19 protein-coding genes are annotated in these 15,977 nt (G+C 61.5%); 14 read left to right on the top strand and 5 right to left on the bottom strand.

Annotated features, from left to right (window positions below):
- Nucleotide 1: 1 nt before the first annotated feature.
- Nucleotides 2–313 carry a YqfO family protein gene (locus PFEN_RS02915; RefSeq protein WP_191485529.1) on the top strand — a complete coding sequence of 104 codons (312 nt, stop codon included), beginning with the start codon at nucleotides 2–4 and terminating at the stop codon, nucleotides 311–313.
- A 31-nt stretch (nucleotides 314–344) separates the two neighbouring features.
- Here the strand turns inward: PFEN_RS02915 and PFEN_RS02910 are convergent, their stop codons facing one another.
- Together PFEN_RS02910 and PFEN_RS02905 are read right to left on the bottom strand one after the other, a co-directional pair.
- The gene (locus tag PFEN_RS02910) at nucleotides 345–848 is read right to left on the bottom strand and encodes a L,D-transpeptidase family protein (protein ID WP_191485528.1); all 504 of its coding nucleotides are present in this window, start codon (nucleotides 846–848) and stop codon (nucleotides 345–347) included.
- A 34-nt stretch (nucleotides 849–882) separates the two neighbouring features.
- Nucleotides 883–1,437, bottom strand: a complete 555-nt coding sequence (locus PFEN_RS02905; protein ID WP_191485527.1) for an NUDIX hydrolase — start codon at nucleotides 1,435–1,437, stop codon at nucleotides 883–885.
- A gap of 147 nt (nucleotides 1,438–1,584) precedes the next feature.
- Here PFEN_RS02905 and PFEN_RS02900 point away from each other — a divergent pair, with 147 nt between their 5' ends.
- The 5 genes from PFEN_RS02900 to purT all read left to right on the top strand — a co-directional run bounded on the left by PFEN_RS02900 (nucleotide 1,585) and on the right by purT (nucleotide 4,958).
- The gene (locus tag PFEN_RS02900) at nucleotides 1,585–2,184 is read left to right on the top strand and encodes a CoA pyrophosphatase (protein WP_191485526.1); all 600 of its coding nucleotides are present in this window, start codon (nucleotides 1,585–1,587) and stop codon (nucleotides 2,182–2,184) included.
- A gap of 40 nt (nucleotides 2,185–2,224) precedes the next feature.
- Nucleotides 2,225–2,749, top strand: a complete 525-nt coding sequence (locus tag PFEN_RS02895) for a gamma carbonic anhydrase family protein (protein WP_191485525.1) — start codon at nucleotides 2,225–2,227, stop codon at nucleotides 2,747–2,749.
- Nucleotides 2,746–2,955: a DUF1289 domain-containing protein gene (locus tag PFEN_RS02890; RefSeq protein WP_191485524.1), complete on the top strand. Its 210-nt coding sequence runs from the start codon at nucleotides 2,746–2,748 to the stop codon at nucleotides 2,953–2,955. Before PFEN_RS02895 ends, PFEN_RS02890 begins: the two co-directional genes overlap by 4 nt.
- A 238-nt stretch (nucleotides 2,956–3,193) precedes the next feature.
- Nucleotides 3,194–3,661: a VUT family protein gene (locus PFEN_RS02885; protein ID WP_191485523.1), complete on the top strand. Its 468-nt coding sequence runs from the start codon at nucleotides 3,194–3,196 to the stop codon at nucleotides 3,659–3,661.
- A 115-nt stretch (nucleotides 3,662–3,776) separates the two neighbouring features.
- Nucleotides 3,777–4,958, top strand: a complete 1,182-nt coding sequence (gene purT, locus PFEN_RS02880) for a formate-dependent phosphoribosylglycinamide formyltransferase (protein ID WP_191485522.1) — start codon at nucleotides 3,777–3,779, stop codon at nucleotides 4,956–4,958.
- Nucleotides 4,959–5,103: 145 nt separating this feature from the next.
- Here the strand turns inward: purT and PFEN_RS02875 are convergent, their stop codons facing one another.
- The 3 genes from PFEN_RS02875 to PFEN_RS02865 form a co-directional block, all read right to left on the bottom strand.
- Nucleotides 5,104–6,420, bottom strand: coding sequence for an MFS transporter (locus PFEN_RS02875; protein ID WP_191485521.1), 1,317 nt, complete (start codon nucleotides 6,418–6,420; stop codon nucleotides 5,104–5,106).
- 369 nt (nucleotides 6,421–6,789) lie between these two features.
- A complete protein-coding gene (locus tag PFEN_RS02870) occupies nucleotides 6,790–8,034 on the bottom strand; it encodes an HlyC/CorC family transporter (protein ID WP_191485520.1) in 1,245 nt (414 codons plus the stop codon).
- Nucleotides 8,035–8,049: 15 nt separating this feature from the next.
- Complete coding sequence (locus PFEN_RS02865) at nucleotides 8,050–8,862, bottom strand: inner membrane protein YpjD (protein WP_191485519.1); 813 nt, start codon at nucleotides 8,860–8,862, stop codon at nucleotides 8,050–8,052.
- Nucleotides 8,863–9,059: 197 nt separating this feature from the next.
- Between PFEN_RS02865 and ffh the strand changes: the two genes are divergently transcribed.
- From ffh to PFEN_RS02825, 8 genes are all read left to right on the top strand, one after another.
- Nucleotides 9,060–10,436, top strand: coding sequence for a signal recognition particle protein (ffh, locus tag PFEN_RS02860; RefSeq protein ID WP_191485518.1), 1,377 nt, complete (start codon nucleotides 9,060–9,062; stop codon nucleotides 10,434–10,436).
- Between the two features lie 253 nt (nucleotides 10,437–10,689).
- A complete protein-coding gene (rpsP, locus tag PFEN_RS02855) occupies nucleotides 10,690–10,941 on the top strand; it encodes a 30S ribosomal protein S16 (RefSeq protein ID WP_017130802.1) in 252 nt (83 codons plus the stop codon).
- A 5-nt stretch (nucleotides 10,942–10,946) separates the two neighbouring features.
- Nucleotides 10,947–11,483, top strand: coding sequence for a ribosome maturation factor RimM (rimM, locus tag PFEN_RS02850; protein ID WP_191485517.1), 537 nt, complete (start codon nucleotides 10,947–10,949; stop codon nucleotides 11,481–11,483).
- Nucleotides 11,470–12,237, top strand: coding sequence for a tRNA (guanosine(37)-N1)-methyltransferase TrmD (trmD, locus tag PFEN_RS02845; RefSeq protein WP_191485516.1), 768 nt, complete (start codon nucleotides 11,470–11,472; stop codon nucleotides 12,235–12,237). The genes rimM and trmD overlap by 14 nt, the downstream gene beginning before the upstream one ends.
- A 45-nt stretch (nucleotides 12,238–12,282) precedes the next feature.
- Nucleotides 12,283–12,633 carry a 50S ribosomal protein L19 gene (rplS, locus tag PFEN_RS02840; protein ID WP_191485515.1) on the top strand — a complete coding sequence of 117 codons (351 nt, stop codon included), beginning with the start codon at nucleotides 12,283–12,285 and terminating at the stop codon, nucleotides 12,631–12,633.
- A gap of 122 nt (nucleotides 12,634–12,755) precedes the next feature.
- Complete coding sequence (gene xerD / locus PFEN_RS02835) at nucleotides 12,756–13,652, top strand: site-specific tyrosine recombinase XerD (protein ID WP_191485514.1); 897 nt, start codon at nucleotides 12,756–12,758, stop codon at nucleotides 13,650–13,652.
- Between the two features lie 132 nt (nucleotides 13,653–13,784).
- Nucleotides 13,785–14,516 carry a DsbC family protein gene (locus tag PFEN_RS02830; RefSeq protein WP_191485513.1) on the top strand — a complete coding sequence of 244 codons (732 nt, stop codon included), beginning with the start codon at nucleotides 13,785–13,787 and terminating at the stop codon, nucleotides 14,514–14,516.
- A gap of 139 nt (nucleotides 14,517–14,655) precedes the next feature.
- On the top strand, nucleotides 14,656–15,960 hold the full coding sequence (locus PFEN_RS02825; RefSeq protein WP_191485512.1) for a homoserine dehydrogenase: 1,305 nt from the start codon (nucleotides 14,656–14,658) through the stop codon (nucleotides 15,958–15,960).
- Nucleotides 15,961–15,977 lie beyond the last annotated feature (17 nt).

Below are 15,977 nucleotides of genomic sequence, written 5' to 3'. Positions count from 1 at the left end.
CATGTACAAGCTCAGCTTTTTCGTCCCGCCGAGCCATGTGGAACAGGTCAAGAGTGCCGTCTTCGCCGCCGGAGGCGGGCGGGTCGGTGCTTATGACCAGTGCGCGTGGCAGGTGCTGGGCCAGGGTCAGTTTCGCCCGTTGGACGGCAGCCAGCCGTTTCTCGGGCAGACCGGCGTGGTCGAGCGGGTGGACGAGTGGAAGGTTGAGCTGGTGGTGGCGGACGCCTTGATCGAGGCGGTGGTGATGGCTCTCAAGCAGAGCCATCCCTACGAAACACCAGCCTATGAAGTCTGGCGTTTGGCCGATTTCTGATTATCCGTCCTTCCGTCGCTGCCGAGCCGGCTCAGGGGCGGATTTCCACCATGGTGCCGTCCTTGACCAGATCCCAGACCTCGCGCATGTCGACATTGCGCATGGCAATGCAGCCGTCGGTCCAGTCCAGGGTGTGGAACAGGTTTTCCGGGTAGTCCGCGGAGTCCGGGGTGCCGTGGATCATGATCATGTCGCCGGGGTCCACGCCTTCGCGACGGGCGCGTACCGAGTCGCTGATATTGGGGTAGGACAGGTGCAGCGACAGGTTGTATTTGTCGCTGGGTTTGCGCCAGTCGATCCAGTAGAAACCCTCGGGCGTGCGCCGGTCGCCTTGCATGAGTTTCTGCCCCCTGGGATTCTTGCCCAGGGAAATGCGATAGGTTTTCAGCGGTTTGCCGTCATTGATCAGTTGCAATTGATGGGCGGACTTGAGGATCAGGATCTTCTCGATGGTCTTGCCGCTCAGTGGGGCGGCGATAGAGGCCTGGGACAAAGCGGCAAACGACAGGCAGAACACAACGAACAACCAGCGCATTAAAACGGTATCCCTGCAGGTAAGGCGTTTTCGATTATTGGGTAGTGGTGCGTGGTGCCATGGGTGGCACGGCTTCGCTGCGAACCGGATATTGCTCGGTCTGGCGGTCGGCGAAGAAATATTCCAGGGTACGCCCGACGGTTCTGAAAGCCAGCTCCGACCAGGGTATCTCGTGTTCTTCGAACAATCGTACTTCCAGACTTTCTTCGCCAGCGGCAAATTCCAGGTCCACCAGTTCGGCACGGTAGAATACGTGCACCTGGTTGATATGGGGCACGTCGATCAAAGTATAGATGCTCAGGTTGCGCACCCGCGCGCAGGCCTCTTCCAGGGTTTCCCGGCAGGCGGCCTGTTCCACGGTCTCGCCATTCTCCATGAAACCGGCGGGCAGGGTCCAGTAACCCCGGCGCGGTTCGATGGCGCGGCGGCAGAGCAGGACCCGGGTGCCCCAGACCGGCACGCAGCCGGCGACGATATTCGGGTTCTGGTAATGAATGGTGTCACAGTGGTCGCAGACGAAACGCGGGCGCGTGTCGCCCTCGGGTACGCGCTGATTCACTGGTTTGCCGCACTGGCTGCAGAACTTCATGCTGGATTCTCTTGGCAATACGCCTATCTTCGCGTGGGCGGCGGGCTGTCGGCAAGTTGTGCTTTCGCGACATCTCACCGTGTGGGGCTTGGGCCCTCTACTTCTTTTGGTGCATGATGCCAGGTAAGCCGCAAATCGAGATGAGCCATGCTGGACGAGTTACTTCGACGAGTAAGCAGCCATACGCCCCGCCCCCTGGAAACGGATCGTCGCTTTCCCGAGGCGGCGGTACTGCTGCCTATCACTCGCAGTGACGAACCGGAGTTGGTGCTGACATTGCGCGCCAGCGGTCTGTCGACCCATGGCGGCGAGGTGGCCTTCCCCGGCGGGCGGCGTGACCCGGAGGATCCAGACCTGATCTTCACCGCCCTGCGCGAAGCCGAAGAGGAAATCGGCCTGGCGCCGGGGCTGGTGGAAATCATCGGGCCGCTCAGCCCGCTGATCTCCCTGCACGGGATCAAGGTCACGCCCTACGTCGGAGTGGTACCGGACTTTGTCGAGTATCGGGCCAATGATGCCGAGATTGCCGCGGTGTTCAACGTGCCGTTGGCGTTTTTCCGCCAGGACCCGCGCGAGCATACCCACCGTATCGACTACCAGGGCCGTAGTTGGTACGTGCCCAGCTACCGCTTTGGCGAGTACAAGATCTGGGGACTGACAGCGATCATGATCGTCGAACTGGTCAACCTGTTGTATGACGCGCGGATCAGCCTGCACAATCCCCCGGAACGCTTTATCAATATCTAGAACCGCCGTTCAGGTGGTCGTGAGCCTTGAGGACAACCCTATGAAATACCGTCTGGGCGATGCCCGGGTAGAGATGCATCCACAGAGCTGGGTGGCACCCAACGCGACCCTGGTCGGTAAGGTCCGGCTGGAGGAGGGGGCCAGTGTCTGGTTCAACGCAGTGTTGCGCGGCGACAACGAACTGATCCTGATCGGCCGGCACAGCAATGTGCAAGATGGCACGGTGATGCACACTGACATGGGGTATCCGCTGACCATTGGTACCGGGGTGACCATCGGCCATAACGCCATGCTCCATGGCTGCACGGTCGACGACTACAGCCTGATCGGCATCAACGCGGTGATCCTCAACGGCGCGAAGATCGGCAAGCATTGCATCATTGGCGCCAATGCGTTGATCGGCGAGAACAAGGAGATTCCCGATGGTTCGCTGGTGATGGGCTCGCCGGGCCGGGTGGTTCGCGAGTTGACCGAAGCGCAGAAGAAAATGCTCGAAGCCAGTGCCGCCCACTATGTGCACAACGCCCAGCGTTATGCCCGCGACCTGGCGGTCGACGAGGCATGAGCACGGTCGAGCGTCCGCTGGCCTCGCCCTGTGTGAGTGTCTGTGCGCTGGATGAACAGGACGTCTGCATCGGCTGCCAGCGCACGGTCGAGGAAATCACCCGCTGGAGCCGCATGGACAACGCCGAGCGCCGCGAGGTGCTGGCGCGTTGCCATGGGCGGGCCAAGGCCAGCGGCTTGTTGTGGGTAGCGAACGCCAAGACCTGATTCGGCATCAATCAGCAGAGCCTGGCCCAGTGGCTCTTGTGGCGAGCGGGCTTGCCCGCGCTGGGGGGCGAAGCCCCCCTGAAACCTGCAATAGCGGTGTATCAGGCATAGACGGGAGCCATGGTTCTGCGGCTGCTGCGCAGCCGAGCGCGGGCAAGCCCGCTCGCCACACTTGTGTGATCCCTTTACTGCTTTGGGGTAACCTGTATGGCTACATAGACAAGGTCGTCCGTGCCCCATGCTCTTTCTCATCGCCTACATCGCCAGCGTCGTGCTGATCAACTTCGCCTTCTCCGCCGCGCCGCAACTGGACATCATCTGGTCGGCCTGGGGCGGGCTGGTCTTCGTCCTGCGCGACATGGTGCAGACCCGCTTCGGTCACGGTGCGATTGTCGCGATGATCGCGGCGCTGTTGCTGTCCTACTTCACCTCCGAGCCGGCCATCGCCCTGGCGAGCGCCACCGCCTTCGCCGTCTCCGAGTGCATCGACTGGCTGGTCTTCAGCCTCACCAAGCGTGCGCTGCATGATCGCCTGTGGATAAGTTCGGCGCTGAGCATCCCGTTGGACACCTTTATCTTCTTCGGCCTGATCGGCGCGCTGACCCCGGGGGTGATCCTTACCGCCCTGGGCTCGAAATTCGCCGGCGTGACTTGTGTCTGGCTGGCCATGGCCTGGCGGATGCGCAAGGCGGCGCTTTCCAGCTGAAGCCGCGCCATGCGGTTCATGTCGTGCCCAGTTCATGTAAAATGCCGGTCTTTCTTCCCGGCAGGTGTCTGATTGCGCAGGCGCCGCCGATGATCTGCTTCCTCGAGGACCTGAAATGACCCGTATCGGAACTCCACTGTCGCCGACCGCGACTCGCGTATTGCTCTGTGGTTGTGGTGAGCTGGGCAAGGAAGTGGTCATTGAGCTGCAGCGCCTGGGCGTTGAAGTGATTGCCGTTGACCGCTATGCCAACGCGCCGGCCATGCAGGTCGCGCATCGCAGCCACGTGATCAATATGCTCGACGGCGCCGCCCTGCGGGCAGTGATCGAAGCCGAGAAACCGCATTTCATCGTGCCGGAAATCGAAGCCATTGCCACCGCCACCCTGGTGGAACTGGAAGCCGAAGGTTTCACCGTGGTGCCGACCGCGCGTGCCGCGCAACTGACCATGAACCGTGAAGGCATCCGTCGCCTGGCTGCCGAAGAGTTGAAGCTGCCGACCTCGCCGTACCACTTTGCCGACACCTTCGAGGCGTATAGCAAGGCTGTCGAGGACCTCGGCTTTCCATGCGTGGTCAAACCGGTGATGAGCTCTTCGGGCAAGGGCCAGAGCCTGCTGCGCAGCATCGACGACGTGCAGCCGGCCTGGGACTATGCCCAGGAAGGCGGGCGTGCCGGTAAGGGCCGGGTGATTGTCGAAGGTTTCATCGACTTCGATTACGAGATCACTCTGCTGACCGTTCGTCATATCGGTGGCACCACTTTCTGCGCGCCGGTCGGCCATCGTCAGGAGAAAGGCGATTACCAGGAGTCCTGGCAGCCGCAGGTCATGAGTCCGCTGGCCCTGGCCGAATCGGAGCGGGTCGCCAAGGCGGTGACCGAGGCCCTGGGTGGGCGCGGCATGTTTGGCGTCGAATTGTTTATCAAGGGCGATCAGGTCTGGTTCAGCGAAGTCTCGCCGCGTCCCCATGACACCGGCATGGTGACCATGATTTCCCAGGATCTGTCGCAGTTCGCGCTGCATGCCCGGGCGATTCTCGGCTTGCCGATCCCGTTGATCCGTCAGTTCGGCCCATCGGCGTCGGCGGTGATCCTGGTGGAAGGGCAGTCGACCCAGACTGCGTTCGCCAACCTCGGTGCGGCGTTGAGCGAGCCGGATACCGCCTTGCGTCTGTTTGGCAAACCGGAAGTCAACGGCCAGCGCCGCATGGGCGTGGCGCTGGCACGGGACGAGTCGATCGAAGCCGCGCGGGCCAAGGCGACCCGTGCTGCCCAAGCGGTTGTGGTAGAGCTGTAACCCCGCTCGCAGGCGCGGATTTGTGCCTTGCGCACAATCCGCGTTCGCCGCTGAACTGTAGGAGCAGGGCTTGTCGGATCGGCGCAGCGCCGCGAAGAGGCCCCCAAGACTGCCAGAAGCTTGGCGGCCATCCACTGGCTGAGCTTCAGCTGACCTTGTTCAAATCGTTGTGGCGCGTTTCCTTCAAGCAGAGAATCGCAATCAGGCTCAACGCCGCCGCCGCCGACACATACCCGCCGACCCAACTCAAACCGCCCATCGCCACCAGCTTCTGGGCAAAGAACGGTGCCGCCGAGGCGCCGACGATGCCGCCCAGGTTATACGCCGCCGAGGCACCGGTATAACGCACATGGGTGGGAAACAGCTCTGGTAGCAGCGCGCCCATCGGCGCGAAGGTAACTCCCATCAGGAACAACTCCAGGCACAGGAACAGCGCGACGCCCCAGGTCGAGCCATGGCTCAGCAGCGGCTCCATGGTGAAGCCGGACAGCAGTGCCAGCACTGCACCGAGAATCAGTACCGGCTTGCGCCCGAAGCGGTCGCTGGCCCAGGCCGCCAGTGGCGTGGCCGCGGCCATGAATAGCACGGCAAAGCACAAAAGTCCGAGGAAGGTCTCGCGACTGTAGCCAAGGTTGGCCACCCCGTAGCTCAGGGCAAACACCGCCGAGATATAGAACAGCGCGTAACACACCACCATGGACAGCGAGCCGAGCAGTACCGGTGCCCAATAGCGGCTGAACAGTTCGATCAGAGGGATCTTCACGCGCTCCTGGCGCGCCACGGCATTGGTGAAGATCGGGGTTTCCTCGAGCTTGAGGCGCACATACAGGCCGACCATCACCAGGACGGCACTGAGCAGGAACGGAATGCGCCAGCCCCAGGAGCGGAACTGTTCGTCGCTCAGGGTCATGGCCAGGATCAGAAACAGGCCATTGGCGGCGAGAAAGCCGATCGAAGGGCCCAACTGCGGAAACATGCCGAACCAGGCGCGCTTGCCTTCGGGGGCGTTTTCGGTGGCCAGCAGCGCGGCCCCGCCCCATTCCCCGCCGAGTCCCAGCCCCTGGCCGAAGCGCAGCAGGCACAGCAGGACCGGCGCCCAGGCGCCAATGCTCGCGTAGCCGGGCAGCACGCCGATCAGCGTGGTACAGACACCCATCAGCAGCAACGAGGCGACCAGTGTCGATTTGCGTCCGATGCGATCACCGAAATGGCCGAACAGGACCGAGCCCAGCGGGCGGGCGAGGAAGGCGATGCCAAAGGTCAGGAAGGCTGAGAGCATCTGCGCGGTACTGTCGGTCTGGGGGAAAAAAACCGGTCCGATCACCAGCGCGGCGGCGGTGGCATAGACGTAGAAATCGTAGAACTCGATGGCCGTGCCGATAAAGCTGGCGGTGGCCACTCGCGAGGTCGAGTTCAGCGGTTTGTTCGGCGTGGCATCGGCAAAGGTGGTGCTGGAAGTCATTGCGGGCGTCCCTGTAAAGTCTTGCTCATGCGAATTATTAGTATTGACCGCCCAGGGATAAGGGCTGGTTGCGCGCCGCTTGAGGTTCGAGTCGGCACTGGATCGTGACACTGTGCGGGGTCGAGGAACGCGGATTGCGGGTAGGCAGTCGTTCCGAGTGGGCTGGGTAAGCCGGTTCGATTATAGGAAGGCGCCGATGGATCAAACAAGAGCGAAGGTCGTGCGGGATGTGTGGCAGGCCCGGGGTCGGCGAAGCTTTACGTTGAAACACCGTGCCGTGGGAGCCGGATTCATCCGCGAAGGGGCCCTCAAGGCCGCCAAAGGCTTCGCGGGCAAGCTCCGCTCACAAGGTTGCGCGGCGACTTTGAATTACGAGGATGGCGTTGCCACTGGGGTAGAGCTGGTATGCCAGGCCAGAACCCGGCTGACCCGATTGTCCTCGGTTTCGAGAATTTCCAGGCGGTAACGGCCGATCTTCAGGCATACGGCGCTGTCCGGAATGGTTTCCAGTGCTTCGGTGACCAGGCCATTGAGGGTTTTCGGGCCATCGCAAGGCAGGTGCCAACCGAGACTCTTGTTCAGTTCGCGAATTGACGCGGCCCCTTCGATCACCAACCGTCCGTCGGGCTGGGGATGGATGTGCGGGTTGTCGAGACTGTGCTCGCTTTCGAATTCGCCGACGATTTCTTCCAGAATATCTTCCAGGGTGACGATGCCCAGCACCTCGCCGTATTCGTCCACCACCATGCCCAGGCGCCGCTGTTGCTTGTGGAAGTTCAGCAGTTGCAGTTGCAGTGGCGTGCTTTCCGGCACGAAGTACGGCTCATGGCAGGCGGCGAGCAGGGCGGCTTTGGTCAGGCTGGCATCGAACAGCAGGTTAAGGATCTGACGGGTATTGATCACCGCCTCGACCTGGTTGATATCGCTGTGGAACACCGGTAGGCGGGTACGGCGGTTCTTCAGCAACTGCGCGGTGATTTCCTCGATGGAGTCGTCGAGGTTGATCCCATCCACTTCGCTGCGTGGCACCAGGATGTCGTTGACCGTGATGTTGTCCAGTGCCTTGATGCTCGACAGCGACGGGCTGCGCGGCGGGAGCTCCGGCTCATCTTCCAGATCAAGGGGCGGCTGGTCTTCATCGCTCTGCTTGACTGCGCCGGCTTTGCTGATAAAGGGGCGCAGCAACAGTTGGGCGATACCGCTGAGCAGCCAGGCCAGCGGGTAGATGATCTTCAGCGGAATCCCCAACAGGGCGTTACCCGTGGCCAGAATCGGCTCGGGATAGCGCGCGGCGAGCAGACGTGGCAGGTAGTCGGCGAAGACCAGCAACAGGACCGTGGCGCCGAGGCAGGCCAGCCAGGGCCCGTGCTGGCCCCACAGCAGAATCGACAGCAGGGTGCTGATCACCACGACCACGATCCGGCACAGGGTATTGCACAGGATCAGGCTGTCGCGGGGGAATTTCAGCCGGGCCAGCGGCTTTTCACCCGAGCGTGAGGCGGGGCGCAAGGCCGCGAGCTGTTGTTGCGCGACTTCTATGGCGGTGAACAGCGCCGACCAGAGGATCAGCAGGGCCAATACGGCGAGCATCGGCCCGGCGGGCAAGTTGTCCATGGTGTCAAACGCCCGTCAGATGTGCAGGATGTATTCGCGGACCAGCTTGCTGCCGAAATAGGCCAGCATCAGCAGGCAGAAACCAGCCAGGGTCCAGCGGATGGCCTTGTGCCCGCGCCAACCAAGACGATTGCGCCCCCACAACAGCACGCTGAACACCACCCAGGCCAGGCAGGCTAGCAGGGTCTTGTGTACCAGGTGCTGGGCGAACAGGTTCTCGACGAACAGCCAGCCGGAGATCAGTGACAGCGACAGCAGGCTCCAGCCGGCCCAGAGAAAGCCGAACAACAGGCTTTCCATGGTCTGCAACGGCGGGAAGTTCCTGATCAGCCCGGAGGGGTGCTTGTGCTTGAGCTGGTGATCCTGCAGCAGCAGGAGCAGGGCCTGGAACACCGCGATGGTGAACATGCCGTAGGCCAGGATCGACAACAGGATATGCGCCAGGATCCCAGGCGCCTCATCGATGATCTGCACCGTGCCGGAGGGCGCGAACTGTGCCAGCACCACGGTCAGCAGGCCCAGCGGAAACAGTAGCAGCAGCAGGTTTTCCACCGGGATGCGCGAGCAGGCCGCCAGGGTCAGGGCGATCACGGCGACGGCGATCAGGCTGGCGGCGTTGAAAAAGTCCAGGCCCAGGCCGATGGGTGTCATCAGGTGGGTGAGCAGGCTGGTCGCATGGGCAATCACGGCGAGCACGCCGAGCCCGACCAGCAGGCGTTTGTTCGCCTTGGCGCCCTGGCGCAGGCGGGTGCCTTGATAAAGGGTCGCAGCGGCATAGAGGCAGGCGGCGGCGAGGCTGGTCAGCAAACTGGGTGACAAAGGGAGCATAAGTCCTGTTAGGCAAGCCCGAAAGGCGCTGAGTTTGGCATAGAACCCCTGGTCCACGAAAGACCGTGGTGCTAGTGCGGCGCATGCAGTCTCCGCTATAATCCGCGACCTGCCCACGCCGCAGGCTCGCCAGACGTTGTTTTTTCTTGTCCGGCAGCCATCACTTCGGTCTCCATGAGGGCCTCAAAGGATCGCGCATGTTTGAAAACCTGACCGACCGTCTCTCGCAGACGCTGCGCCATGTCACCGGCAAGGCCAAGCTGACCGAGGACAACATCAAAGACACCCTGCGTGAAGTGCGCATGGCGTTGCTCGAAGCCGACGTCGCCCTGCCGGTGGTGAAGGATTTCGTCAACGCGGTCAAGGACCGCGCGGTCGGCACCGAAGTGTCGCGCAGCCTGACCCCGGGCCAGGCCTTCGTGAAGATCGTCCAGGCCGAGCTCGAAAGCCTGATGGGCGCCGCCAACGAGGACCTCAACCTCAGCGCCGTACCGCCCGCGGTGGTACTCATGGCCGGTCTGCAGGGCGCGGGTAAAACCACCACCGTCGGCAAGCTGGCGCGCTTCCTCAAGGAGCGCAAGAAGAAAAGCGTGATGGTGGTCTCGGCCGACGTCTACCGTCCGGCGGCGATCAAGCAACTGGAAACCCTGGCGGGCGACATCGGCGTCACCTTCTTCCCGTCCGATCTCAGCCAGAAGCCGGTGGACATCGCCGAAGCGGCGATCAAGGAAGCCCGACTCAAATTCATCGACGTGGTTATCGTCGACACCGCTGGTCGTCTGCACATCGACGACGAGATGATGGCCGAAATCAAGCAGCTGCACGCGGCGATCAAGCCGGTGGAGACGCTGTTCGTGGTCGACGCCATGACCGGCCAGGACGCCGCCAACACCGCCAAGGCCTTCGGCGATGCGCTGCCGCTGACCGGTGTGATCCTGACCAAGGTCGACGGCGATGCCCGTGGCGGTGCCGCGTTGTCGGTACGGGCCATTACCGGCAAACCGATCAAGTTCATCGGCATGGGCGAGAAGAGCGAAGCGCTCGAGCCGTTCCACCCGGAGCGGATCGCCTCGCGTATCCTCGGCATGGGCGACGTGCTCAGCCTGATCGAGAAGGCCGAACAGACCCTCGACAAGGACAAGGCCGACAAGCTGGCCAAGAAGCTGAAGAAAGGCAAGGGCTTCGATCTCGAAGACTTCCGCGACCAGCTGCAACAGATGAAGAACATGGGCGGCCTGGGTGGCCTGATGGACAAACTGCCGAACATCGGTGGGGTCAACCTGGCGCAGATGGGCAACGCCCAGGGCGCGGCCGAGAAGCAGTTCAAGCAGATGGAAGCCATCATCAATTCCATGACCCCGGCCGAGCGCCGCGACCCTGAGCTGATCAGCGGTTCGCGCAAACGCCGGATCGCCATGGGCTCCGGCACCCAGGTGCAGGACATCGGACGCTTGATCAAGCAGCACAAGCAGATGCAGAAAATGATGAAGAAATTCTCCGCCAAAGGCGGTATGGCCAAGATGATGCGCGGCATGGGCGGTATGTTGCCCGGCGGCGGCATGCCGAAAATGTAAAGGATTCGCGCCGACCTGACGGTCGGCGCTACCCCCCGCAGGGATGCGGGGGATCGCCAGTAAACCCGCGTTCAGCGGGAGCTGACCTGCCATCTTGACGATGGCTCTATGGCAAATCTTGATTGCACGGCGCCGGGCGCCGGAAAAAGTCATTTGCAAAAGTCCGTATATTCCTTAGAATATGCGGCCTTTCGGGCACCCATGCCCGCTGTGCATTTAGATTTGCAGCACCGACTACAGGAACGATGTTCACATGCTAACAATCCGTCTTGCCCTTGGCGGCTCCAAAAAGCGCCCGTTTTACCACCTGACCGTAACCGACAGCCGCAACGCTCGTGACGGTTCGCACAAAGAACAAGTGGGTTTCTTCAACCCGGTTGCTCGTGGTCAGGAAGTTCGTCTGTCCGTGAACCAAGAGCGCGTAGCCTACTGGCTGAGCGTTGGTGCACAACCTTCTGAGCGTGTTGCTCAGTTGTTGAAGGAATCTGCTAAGGCTGCGGCCTGAGCAATATGAGCGCGACGCCGGCTTCTACCGATGATTTGATCGTTATCGGCAAGATCTATTCGGTTCATGGCGTTCGCGGCGAAGTGAAGGTTTATTCCTTTACGGATCCGATTAAAAACCTGTTGGACTACAAAACCTGGACGCTCAAGCGCGAAGGTAGCGTGAAACAGGTAGAGCTGGTCAGCGGACGTGGGAACGACAAGTTCCTGGTCGCAAAGCTCAAGGGTCTCGATGATCGTGAAGAAGCGCGTCTTCTGGCCGGTTATGAGATCTGCGTGCCGCGCAACCTGTTTCCTGAACTGACCGACGGCGAGTACTACTGGTACCAGCTGGAAGGTCTCAAGGTCATCGACACCCTCGGACAACTGTTCGGGAAAATCGATCACCTGCTTGAGACGGGCTCGAACGATGTCATGGTGGTCAAGCCTTGCCCGGGCAGCCTGGATGATCGCGAACGCCTGTTGCCCTATACGGAGCAATGTGTGTTGGCTGTCGACCTTGCCGCTGGTGAGATGAAGGTGGAATGGGATGCAGACTTCTAAGCTGGCTCGCCTACGCGTAGAAGTGATCAGTTTGTTTCCCGAGATGTTTTCCGCCATCAGCGACTACGGCATCACCAGTCGCGCGGTGAAACAGGGGCTCTTGCAGTTGACCTGTTGGAACCCGCGGGACTACACCACGGATCGGCATCACACTGTGGACGATCGCCCGTTTGGCGGTGGTCCGGGCATGGTGATGAAGATCAAGCCCCTTGAGGATGCCCTGGTTCAGGCCAAGGCGGCGGCAGGGGAGGCGGCGAAGGTGATTTACCTGTCGCCCCAAGGCCGGCAACTGAATCAGTTGGCGGTACGCGACCTGGCGAACGAGGAAGCCTTGATCCTCATTGCAGGTCGTTATGAAGGCATTGACGAGCGCTTTATAGAGGCTCATGTCGATGAAGAGTGGTCGATTGGGGACTATGTTCTTTCCGGTGGCGAGCTGCCGGCGATGGTCCTGATAGATGCGGTTACACGGCTGCTGCCCGGAGCTTTAGGGCATGCGGACTCCGCGGAGGAAGATTCCTTCACGGATGGTCTGCTGGATTGCCCGCACTACACCCGTCCGGAGGTGTATGCGGATCAGCGTGTTCCCGACGTGTTGCTCAGTGGCAACCACGCACATATCCGGCGTTGGCGTCTGAAGCAGTCCCTTGGCAGGACCTCGGAACGACGCGCCGATCTTCTGGAAAGCCGCTCGCTTTCTGGAGAAGAGAAGAAGCTGCTCGAGGAATACATCCGCGAGCGGGACGATAGTTAACAACGTATCGATGGTAGATCGGACGATTTACCTTAGGAGCACAGCATGACTAACAAAATCATTCTGCAACTCGAAGCCGAGCAGATGACCAAAGAGATCCCTACCTTTGCCCCGGGCGACACCATTGTCGTTCAGGTGAAAGTGAAGGAAGGCGACCGTTCGCGTCTGCAAGCGTTCGAAGGCGTGGTAATTGCCAAGCGTAACCGCGGTGTGAACAGCGCGTTCACCGTACGTAAAATCTCCAACGGTGTTGGCGTAGAGCGTACTTTCCAGACCTACAGCCCGCAAATCGACAGCATGGCTGTCAAGCGTCGCGGTGATGTACGTAAAGCCAAGCTGTACTACCTGCGTGACCTGTCGGGTAAAGCAGCTCGCATCAAGGAAAAACTGGTTTAAGTCCAGCTTCCGATGCAGAAAAAAGCAGCCTACGGGCTGCTTTTTTGCATTATGGGTTTTGAAAAAGCCGTGGCGCGCTGTCACAGTTCATCTGCTAATCGCCTGTTGTTTTCCGAGCCCTTATGCCCGCCATCGATCACCCGCTTATCGACCAGTTTCTCGACGCCTTGTGGCTGGAAAAAGGTCTGTCCGACAACACCCGGGGCGCTTATCGCAGCGACCTGGCGTTGTTCAACGGCTGGTTGCAGGAAAAAGACCTGGAACTGGCCAATGCCGGCCGCGAGCTGATCCTCGATCATCTGGCCTGGCGCCTGGAACAGGCCTACAAGCCGCGCTCCACTGCGCGCTTTCTCTCCGGTGTGCGTGGTTTCTATCGCTATCTGTTGCGTGAAAAGCTGATTGCCGTCGACCCGACCTTGCAGGTCGAGATGCCGCAGTTGGGCAGGCCGCTACCCAAATCCTTGTCGGAAGCCGATGTGGAAGCGCTGCTGGCCGCCCCGGACCTGGGCGAGGCCATCGGCCAGCGCGACCGCGCCATGCTCGAGGTGCTCTATGCCTGCGGGCTGCGGGTCACCGAACTGATCAGCCTGACCCTGGAACAGGTCAATCTGCGCCAGGGCGTGTTGCGGGTCATGGGCAAGGGCAGCAAGGAACGGCTGGTGCCCATGGGCGAAGAAGCAATTGTCTGGGTCGAGCGCTATATGCGTGATGCCCGTGTCGAACTGCTCGGCGGACGCCCCAGCGATGTGCTGTTTCCCAGCCAGCGCGGCGAACAGATGACCCGCCAGACCTTCTGGCACCGGATCAAGCACCAGGCCAAGGTCGCCGGGATCGGCAAGTCGCTGTCGCCACACACCTTGCGCCATGCTTTCGCCACGCACCTGCTCAACCACGGTGCCGACTTGCGGGTGGTGCAGATGTTGCTCGGCCACAGCGATCTGTCGACCACGCAGATCTACACCCATGTGGCCCGGGCGCGCTTGCAGGATATGCATGCCAAGCACCACCCGCGCGGCTGAGCGACACAGGGTTCGGCCCCGCCGGGCTTATGTGATAGGCTCTACAGGTTTGCAAAGTGGGTGTTTGAAACCGATCCGTTTCACCATGGTCCTATCGGCCTGACCCCCCTTCGCCCGTCTTCAGGAGTTCCCATGCGCTTGACCCAGATTTTCGCCGCCGCTGCCCTCGCTCTGGTCAGCTCCCTGGCCCTGGCCGACGACACCGCCGAGCAGGCGATTCGCAAGAGCCTCGAGAGCCTTCAACTGGAAACCCCGGTGGAGAGCATCAGCGCCAGCCCCCTGGCCGGCCTGTATGAAGTCAAGCTCAAGGGCAGCCGCGTGCTCTACGCCAGCGCCGATGGCCAGTTCGTCATGCAGGGCTACCTGTTCCAGCTCAAGGATGGCAAGCCGGTCAACCTCACCGAGAAGACCGAACGCCTGGGCGTCTCCAAATTGATCAACGGTATTCCGGTGGCCGAGACCGTGGTCTACCCGGCTATCGGCGAAACCAAGTCGCATATCACCGTGTTCACCGATACCACCTGCCCGTACTGCCACAAGCTGCATGCCGAAGTGCCGGCGCTGAACAAAATGGGCATCGAGGTGCGCTATGTCGCGTTCCCGCGCCAGGGCCTCGGCTCGCCGGGCGACGAACAGTTGCAGGCGGTCTGGTGCTCGGCCGACAAGAAAGCGGCCATGGACAAGATGGTCGACGGCCAGGAAATCAAGGCTGCCAAGTGCGCCAACCCGGTGTCCAAGCAGTTCGCCCTCGGCCAATCGATCGGTGTCAACGGCACGCCGGCCATTATTTTGGCCGACGGTCAGGTAATTCCGGGCTACCAGCCAGCGGCACAAGTTGCCAAACTGGCACTGTCCGCCAAGTAATCCAGCCTCGTCAGGCTCAACCTTTGACGAGCATGGCCCGCGGGACAAGGTTCCGGGGTCATCAATAGCGAGCCGCTGGTGGTCCAGCGGCTGTTTTCCACGGCCGACCTCGTGTCGGCCGTTTCATGGGGAGTTCAGAGTGAAACCGGTCAAAGTAGGCATCTGTGGGTTAGGTACCGTCGGTGGCGGCACCTTCAACGTACTTCAGCGTAACGCCGAGGAGATTGCCCGCCGTGCCGGGCGTGGAATCGAAGTGGCACAAATTGCCATGCGTACGCCAAAGCCTCAGTTCCAGACCACCGGTATTGCTATTACCCGCGACGTATTCGAAGTGGCGAGCAACCCTGAAATCGATATCGTCGTCGAGCTGATGGGCGGTTACACCGTGGCCCGTGAGCTGGTGCTCAGTGCCATCGAGCACGGCAAGCACGTGGTCACCGCGAACAAGGCGCTGATTGCCGTGCACGGTAACGAAATCTTCGCCAAGGCCCGCGAGAAGGGCGTGATCGTCGCGTTCGAAGCCGCCGTGGCCGGCGGTATCCCGGTGATCAAGGCGATTCGCGAAGGCCTCTCGGCCAACCGCATCAACTGGGTCGCGGGGATCATCAACGGTACCGGCAACTTCATCCTCACCGAAATGCGCGAGAAGGGCCGTACCTTCGACGACGTGTTGGCCGAGGCCCAGGCCCTGGGTTACGCCGAAGCCGATCCGACCTTCGACGTCGAAGGCATCGATGCCGCGCACAAGCTGACGATCCTGGCTTCCATTGCCTTCGGTATCCCGCTGCAATTCGACAAGGCCTACACCGAAGGCATCACCCAGCTGACCACCGCCGACGTCAATTACGCCGAGGCCCTGGGCTATCGCATCAAGCACCTGGGTGTAGCGCGCAGCACCGCCGCCGGTATCGAACTGCGGGTGCACCCGACGCTGATCCCGGCCGATCGCCTGCTCGCCAACGTCAATGGCGTGATGAACGCGGTCATGGTCAATGGCGATGCCTCCGGTTCCACCCTGTTCTACGGGGCCGGTGCTGGCATGGAGCCAACGGCTTCGTCGGTGGTTGCCGACCTGGTGGATGTGGTTCGTGCCATGACCAGCGATCCGGAAAACCGCGTACCGCATCTGGCTTTCCAGCCGGACTCGCTGTCGGCGCACCCGATCCTGCCGATCGAAGCCTGCGAAAGCGCCTACTACCTGCGTATCCAGGCCAAGGACCATCCGGGCGTGTTGGCCCAGGTGGCGAGCATCCTGTCGGAGCGCGGCATCAACATCGAATCGATCATGCAGAAGGAAGTCGAGGAGCACGACGGCCTGGTGCCGATGATCCTGCTGACCCACCGTGTCCTGGAGCAGCATATCAACGACGCCATCGCGGCGCTGGAGGCCCTGCAAGGCGTGGTCGGCCCTGTCGTGCGGATCCGCGTCGAGCACTTGAACTAAGCCGGCGCCGCCGATCA

Source organism: Pseudomonas sp. FEN (genome assembly GCF_904067045.1).
In the GTDB taxonomy this organism is placed as follows: Bacteria; Pseudomonadota; Gammaproteobacteria; order Pseudomonadales; family Pseudomonadaceae; genus Aquipseudomonas.
This window is presented reverse-complemented; position numbering and strand designations above follow the sequence as displayed.

What these genes read in the sequence shown, in the direction of transcription:
- PFEN_RS02885 (WP_191485523.1), top strand. Translation starts at nt 3,194, where the DNA reads ATGCTCTTTCTCATCGCCTACATCGCCAGCGTCGTGCTGATCAACTTC.
- PFEN_RS02875 (WP_191485521.1), bottom strand. Translation starts at nt 6,420, where the DNA reads ATGACTTCCAGCACCACCTTTGCCGATGCCACGCCGAACAAACCGCTG.
- rplS (WP_191485515.1), top strand. Translation starts at nt 12,283, where the DNA reads ATGACTAACAAAATCATTCTGCAACTCGAAGCCGAGCAGATGACCAAA.
- rimM (WP_191485517.1), top strand. Translation starts at nt 10,947, where the DNA reads ATGAGCGCGACGCCGGCTTCTACCGATGATTTGATCGTTATCGGCAAG.
- ffh (WP_191485518.1), top strand. Translation starts at nt 9,060, where the DNA reads ATGTTTGAAAACCTGACCGACCGTCTCTCGCAGACGCTGCGCCATGTC.
- xerD (WP_191485514.1), top strand. Translation starts at nt 12,756, where the DNA reads ATGCCCGCCATCGATCACCCGCTTATCGACCAGTTTCTCGACGCCTTG.
- PFEN_RS02830 (WP_191485513.1), top strand. Translation starts at nt 13,785, where the DNA reads ATGCGCTTGACCCAGATTTTCGCCGCCGCTGCCCTCGCTCTGGTCAGC.
- trmD (WP_191485516.1), top strand. Translation starts at nt 11,470, where the DNA reads ATGCAGACTTCTAAGCTGGCTCGCCTACGCGTAGAAGTGATCAGTTTG.
- PFEN_RS02870 (WP_191485520.1), bottom strand. Translation starts at nt 8,034, where the DNA reads ATGGACAACTTGCCCGCCGGGCCGATGCTCGCCGTATTGGCCCTGCTG.
- rpsP (WP_017130802.1), top strand. Translation starts at nt 10,690, where the DNA reads ATGCTAACAATCCGTCTTGCCCTTGGCGGCTCCAAAAAGCGCCCGTTT.
- purT (WP_191485522.1), top strand. Translation starts at nt 3,777, where the DNA reads ATGACCCGTATCGGAACTCCACTGTCGCCGACCGCGACTCGCGTATTG.
- PFEN_RS02865 (WP_191485519.1), bottom strand. Translation starts at nt 8,862, where the DNA reads ATGCTCCCTTTGTCACCCAGTTTGCTGACCAGCCTCGCCGCCGCCTGC.
- PFEN_RS02910 (WP_191485528.1), bottom strand. Translation starts at nt 848, where the DNA reads ATGCGCTGGTTGTTCGTTGTGTTCTGCCTGTCGTTTGCCGCTTTGTCC.
- PFEN_RS02900 (WP_191485526.1), top strand. Translation starts at nt 1,585, where the DNA reads ATGCTGGACGAGTTACTTCGACGAGTAAGCAGCCATACGCCCCGCCCC.
- PFEN_RS02890 (WP_191485524.1), top strand. Translation starts at nt 2,746, where the DNA reads ATGAGCACGGTCGAGCGTCCGCTGGCCTCGCCCTGTGTGAGTGTCTGT.
- PFEN_RS02915 (WP_191485529.1), top strand. Translation starts at nt 2, where the DNA reads ATGTACAAGCTCAGCTTTTTCGTCCCGCCGAGCCATGTGGAACAGGTC.
- PFEN_RS02905 (WP_191485527.1), bottom strand. Translation starts at nt 1,437, where the DNA reads ATGAAGTTCTGCAGCCAGTGCGGCAAACCAGTGAATCAGCGCGTACCC.
- PFEN_RS02895 (WP_191485525.1), top strand. Translation starts at nt 2,225, where the DNA reads ATGAAATACCGTCTGGGCGATGCCCGGGTAGAGATGCATCCACAGAGC.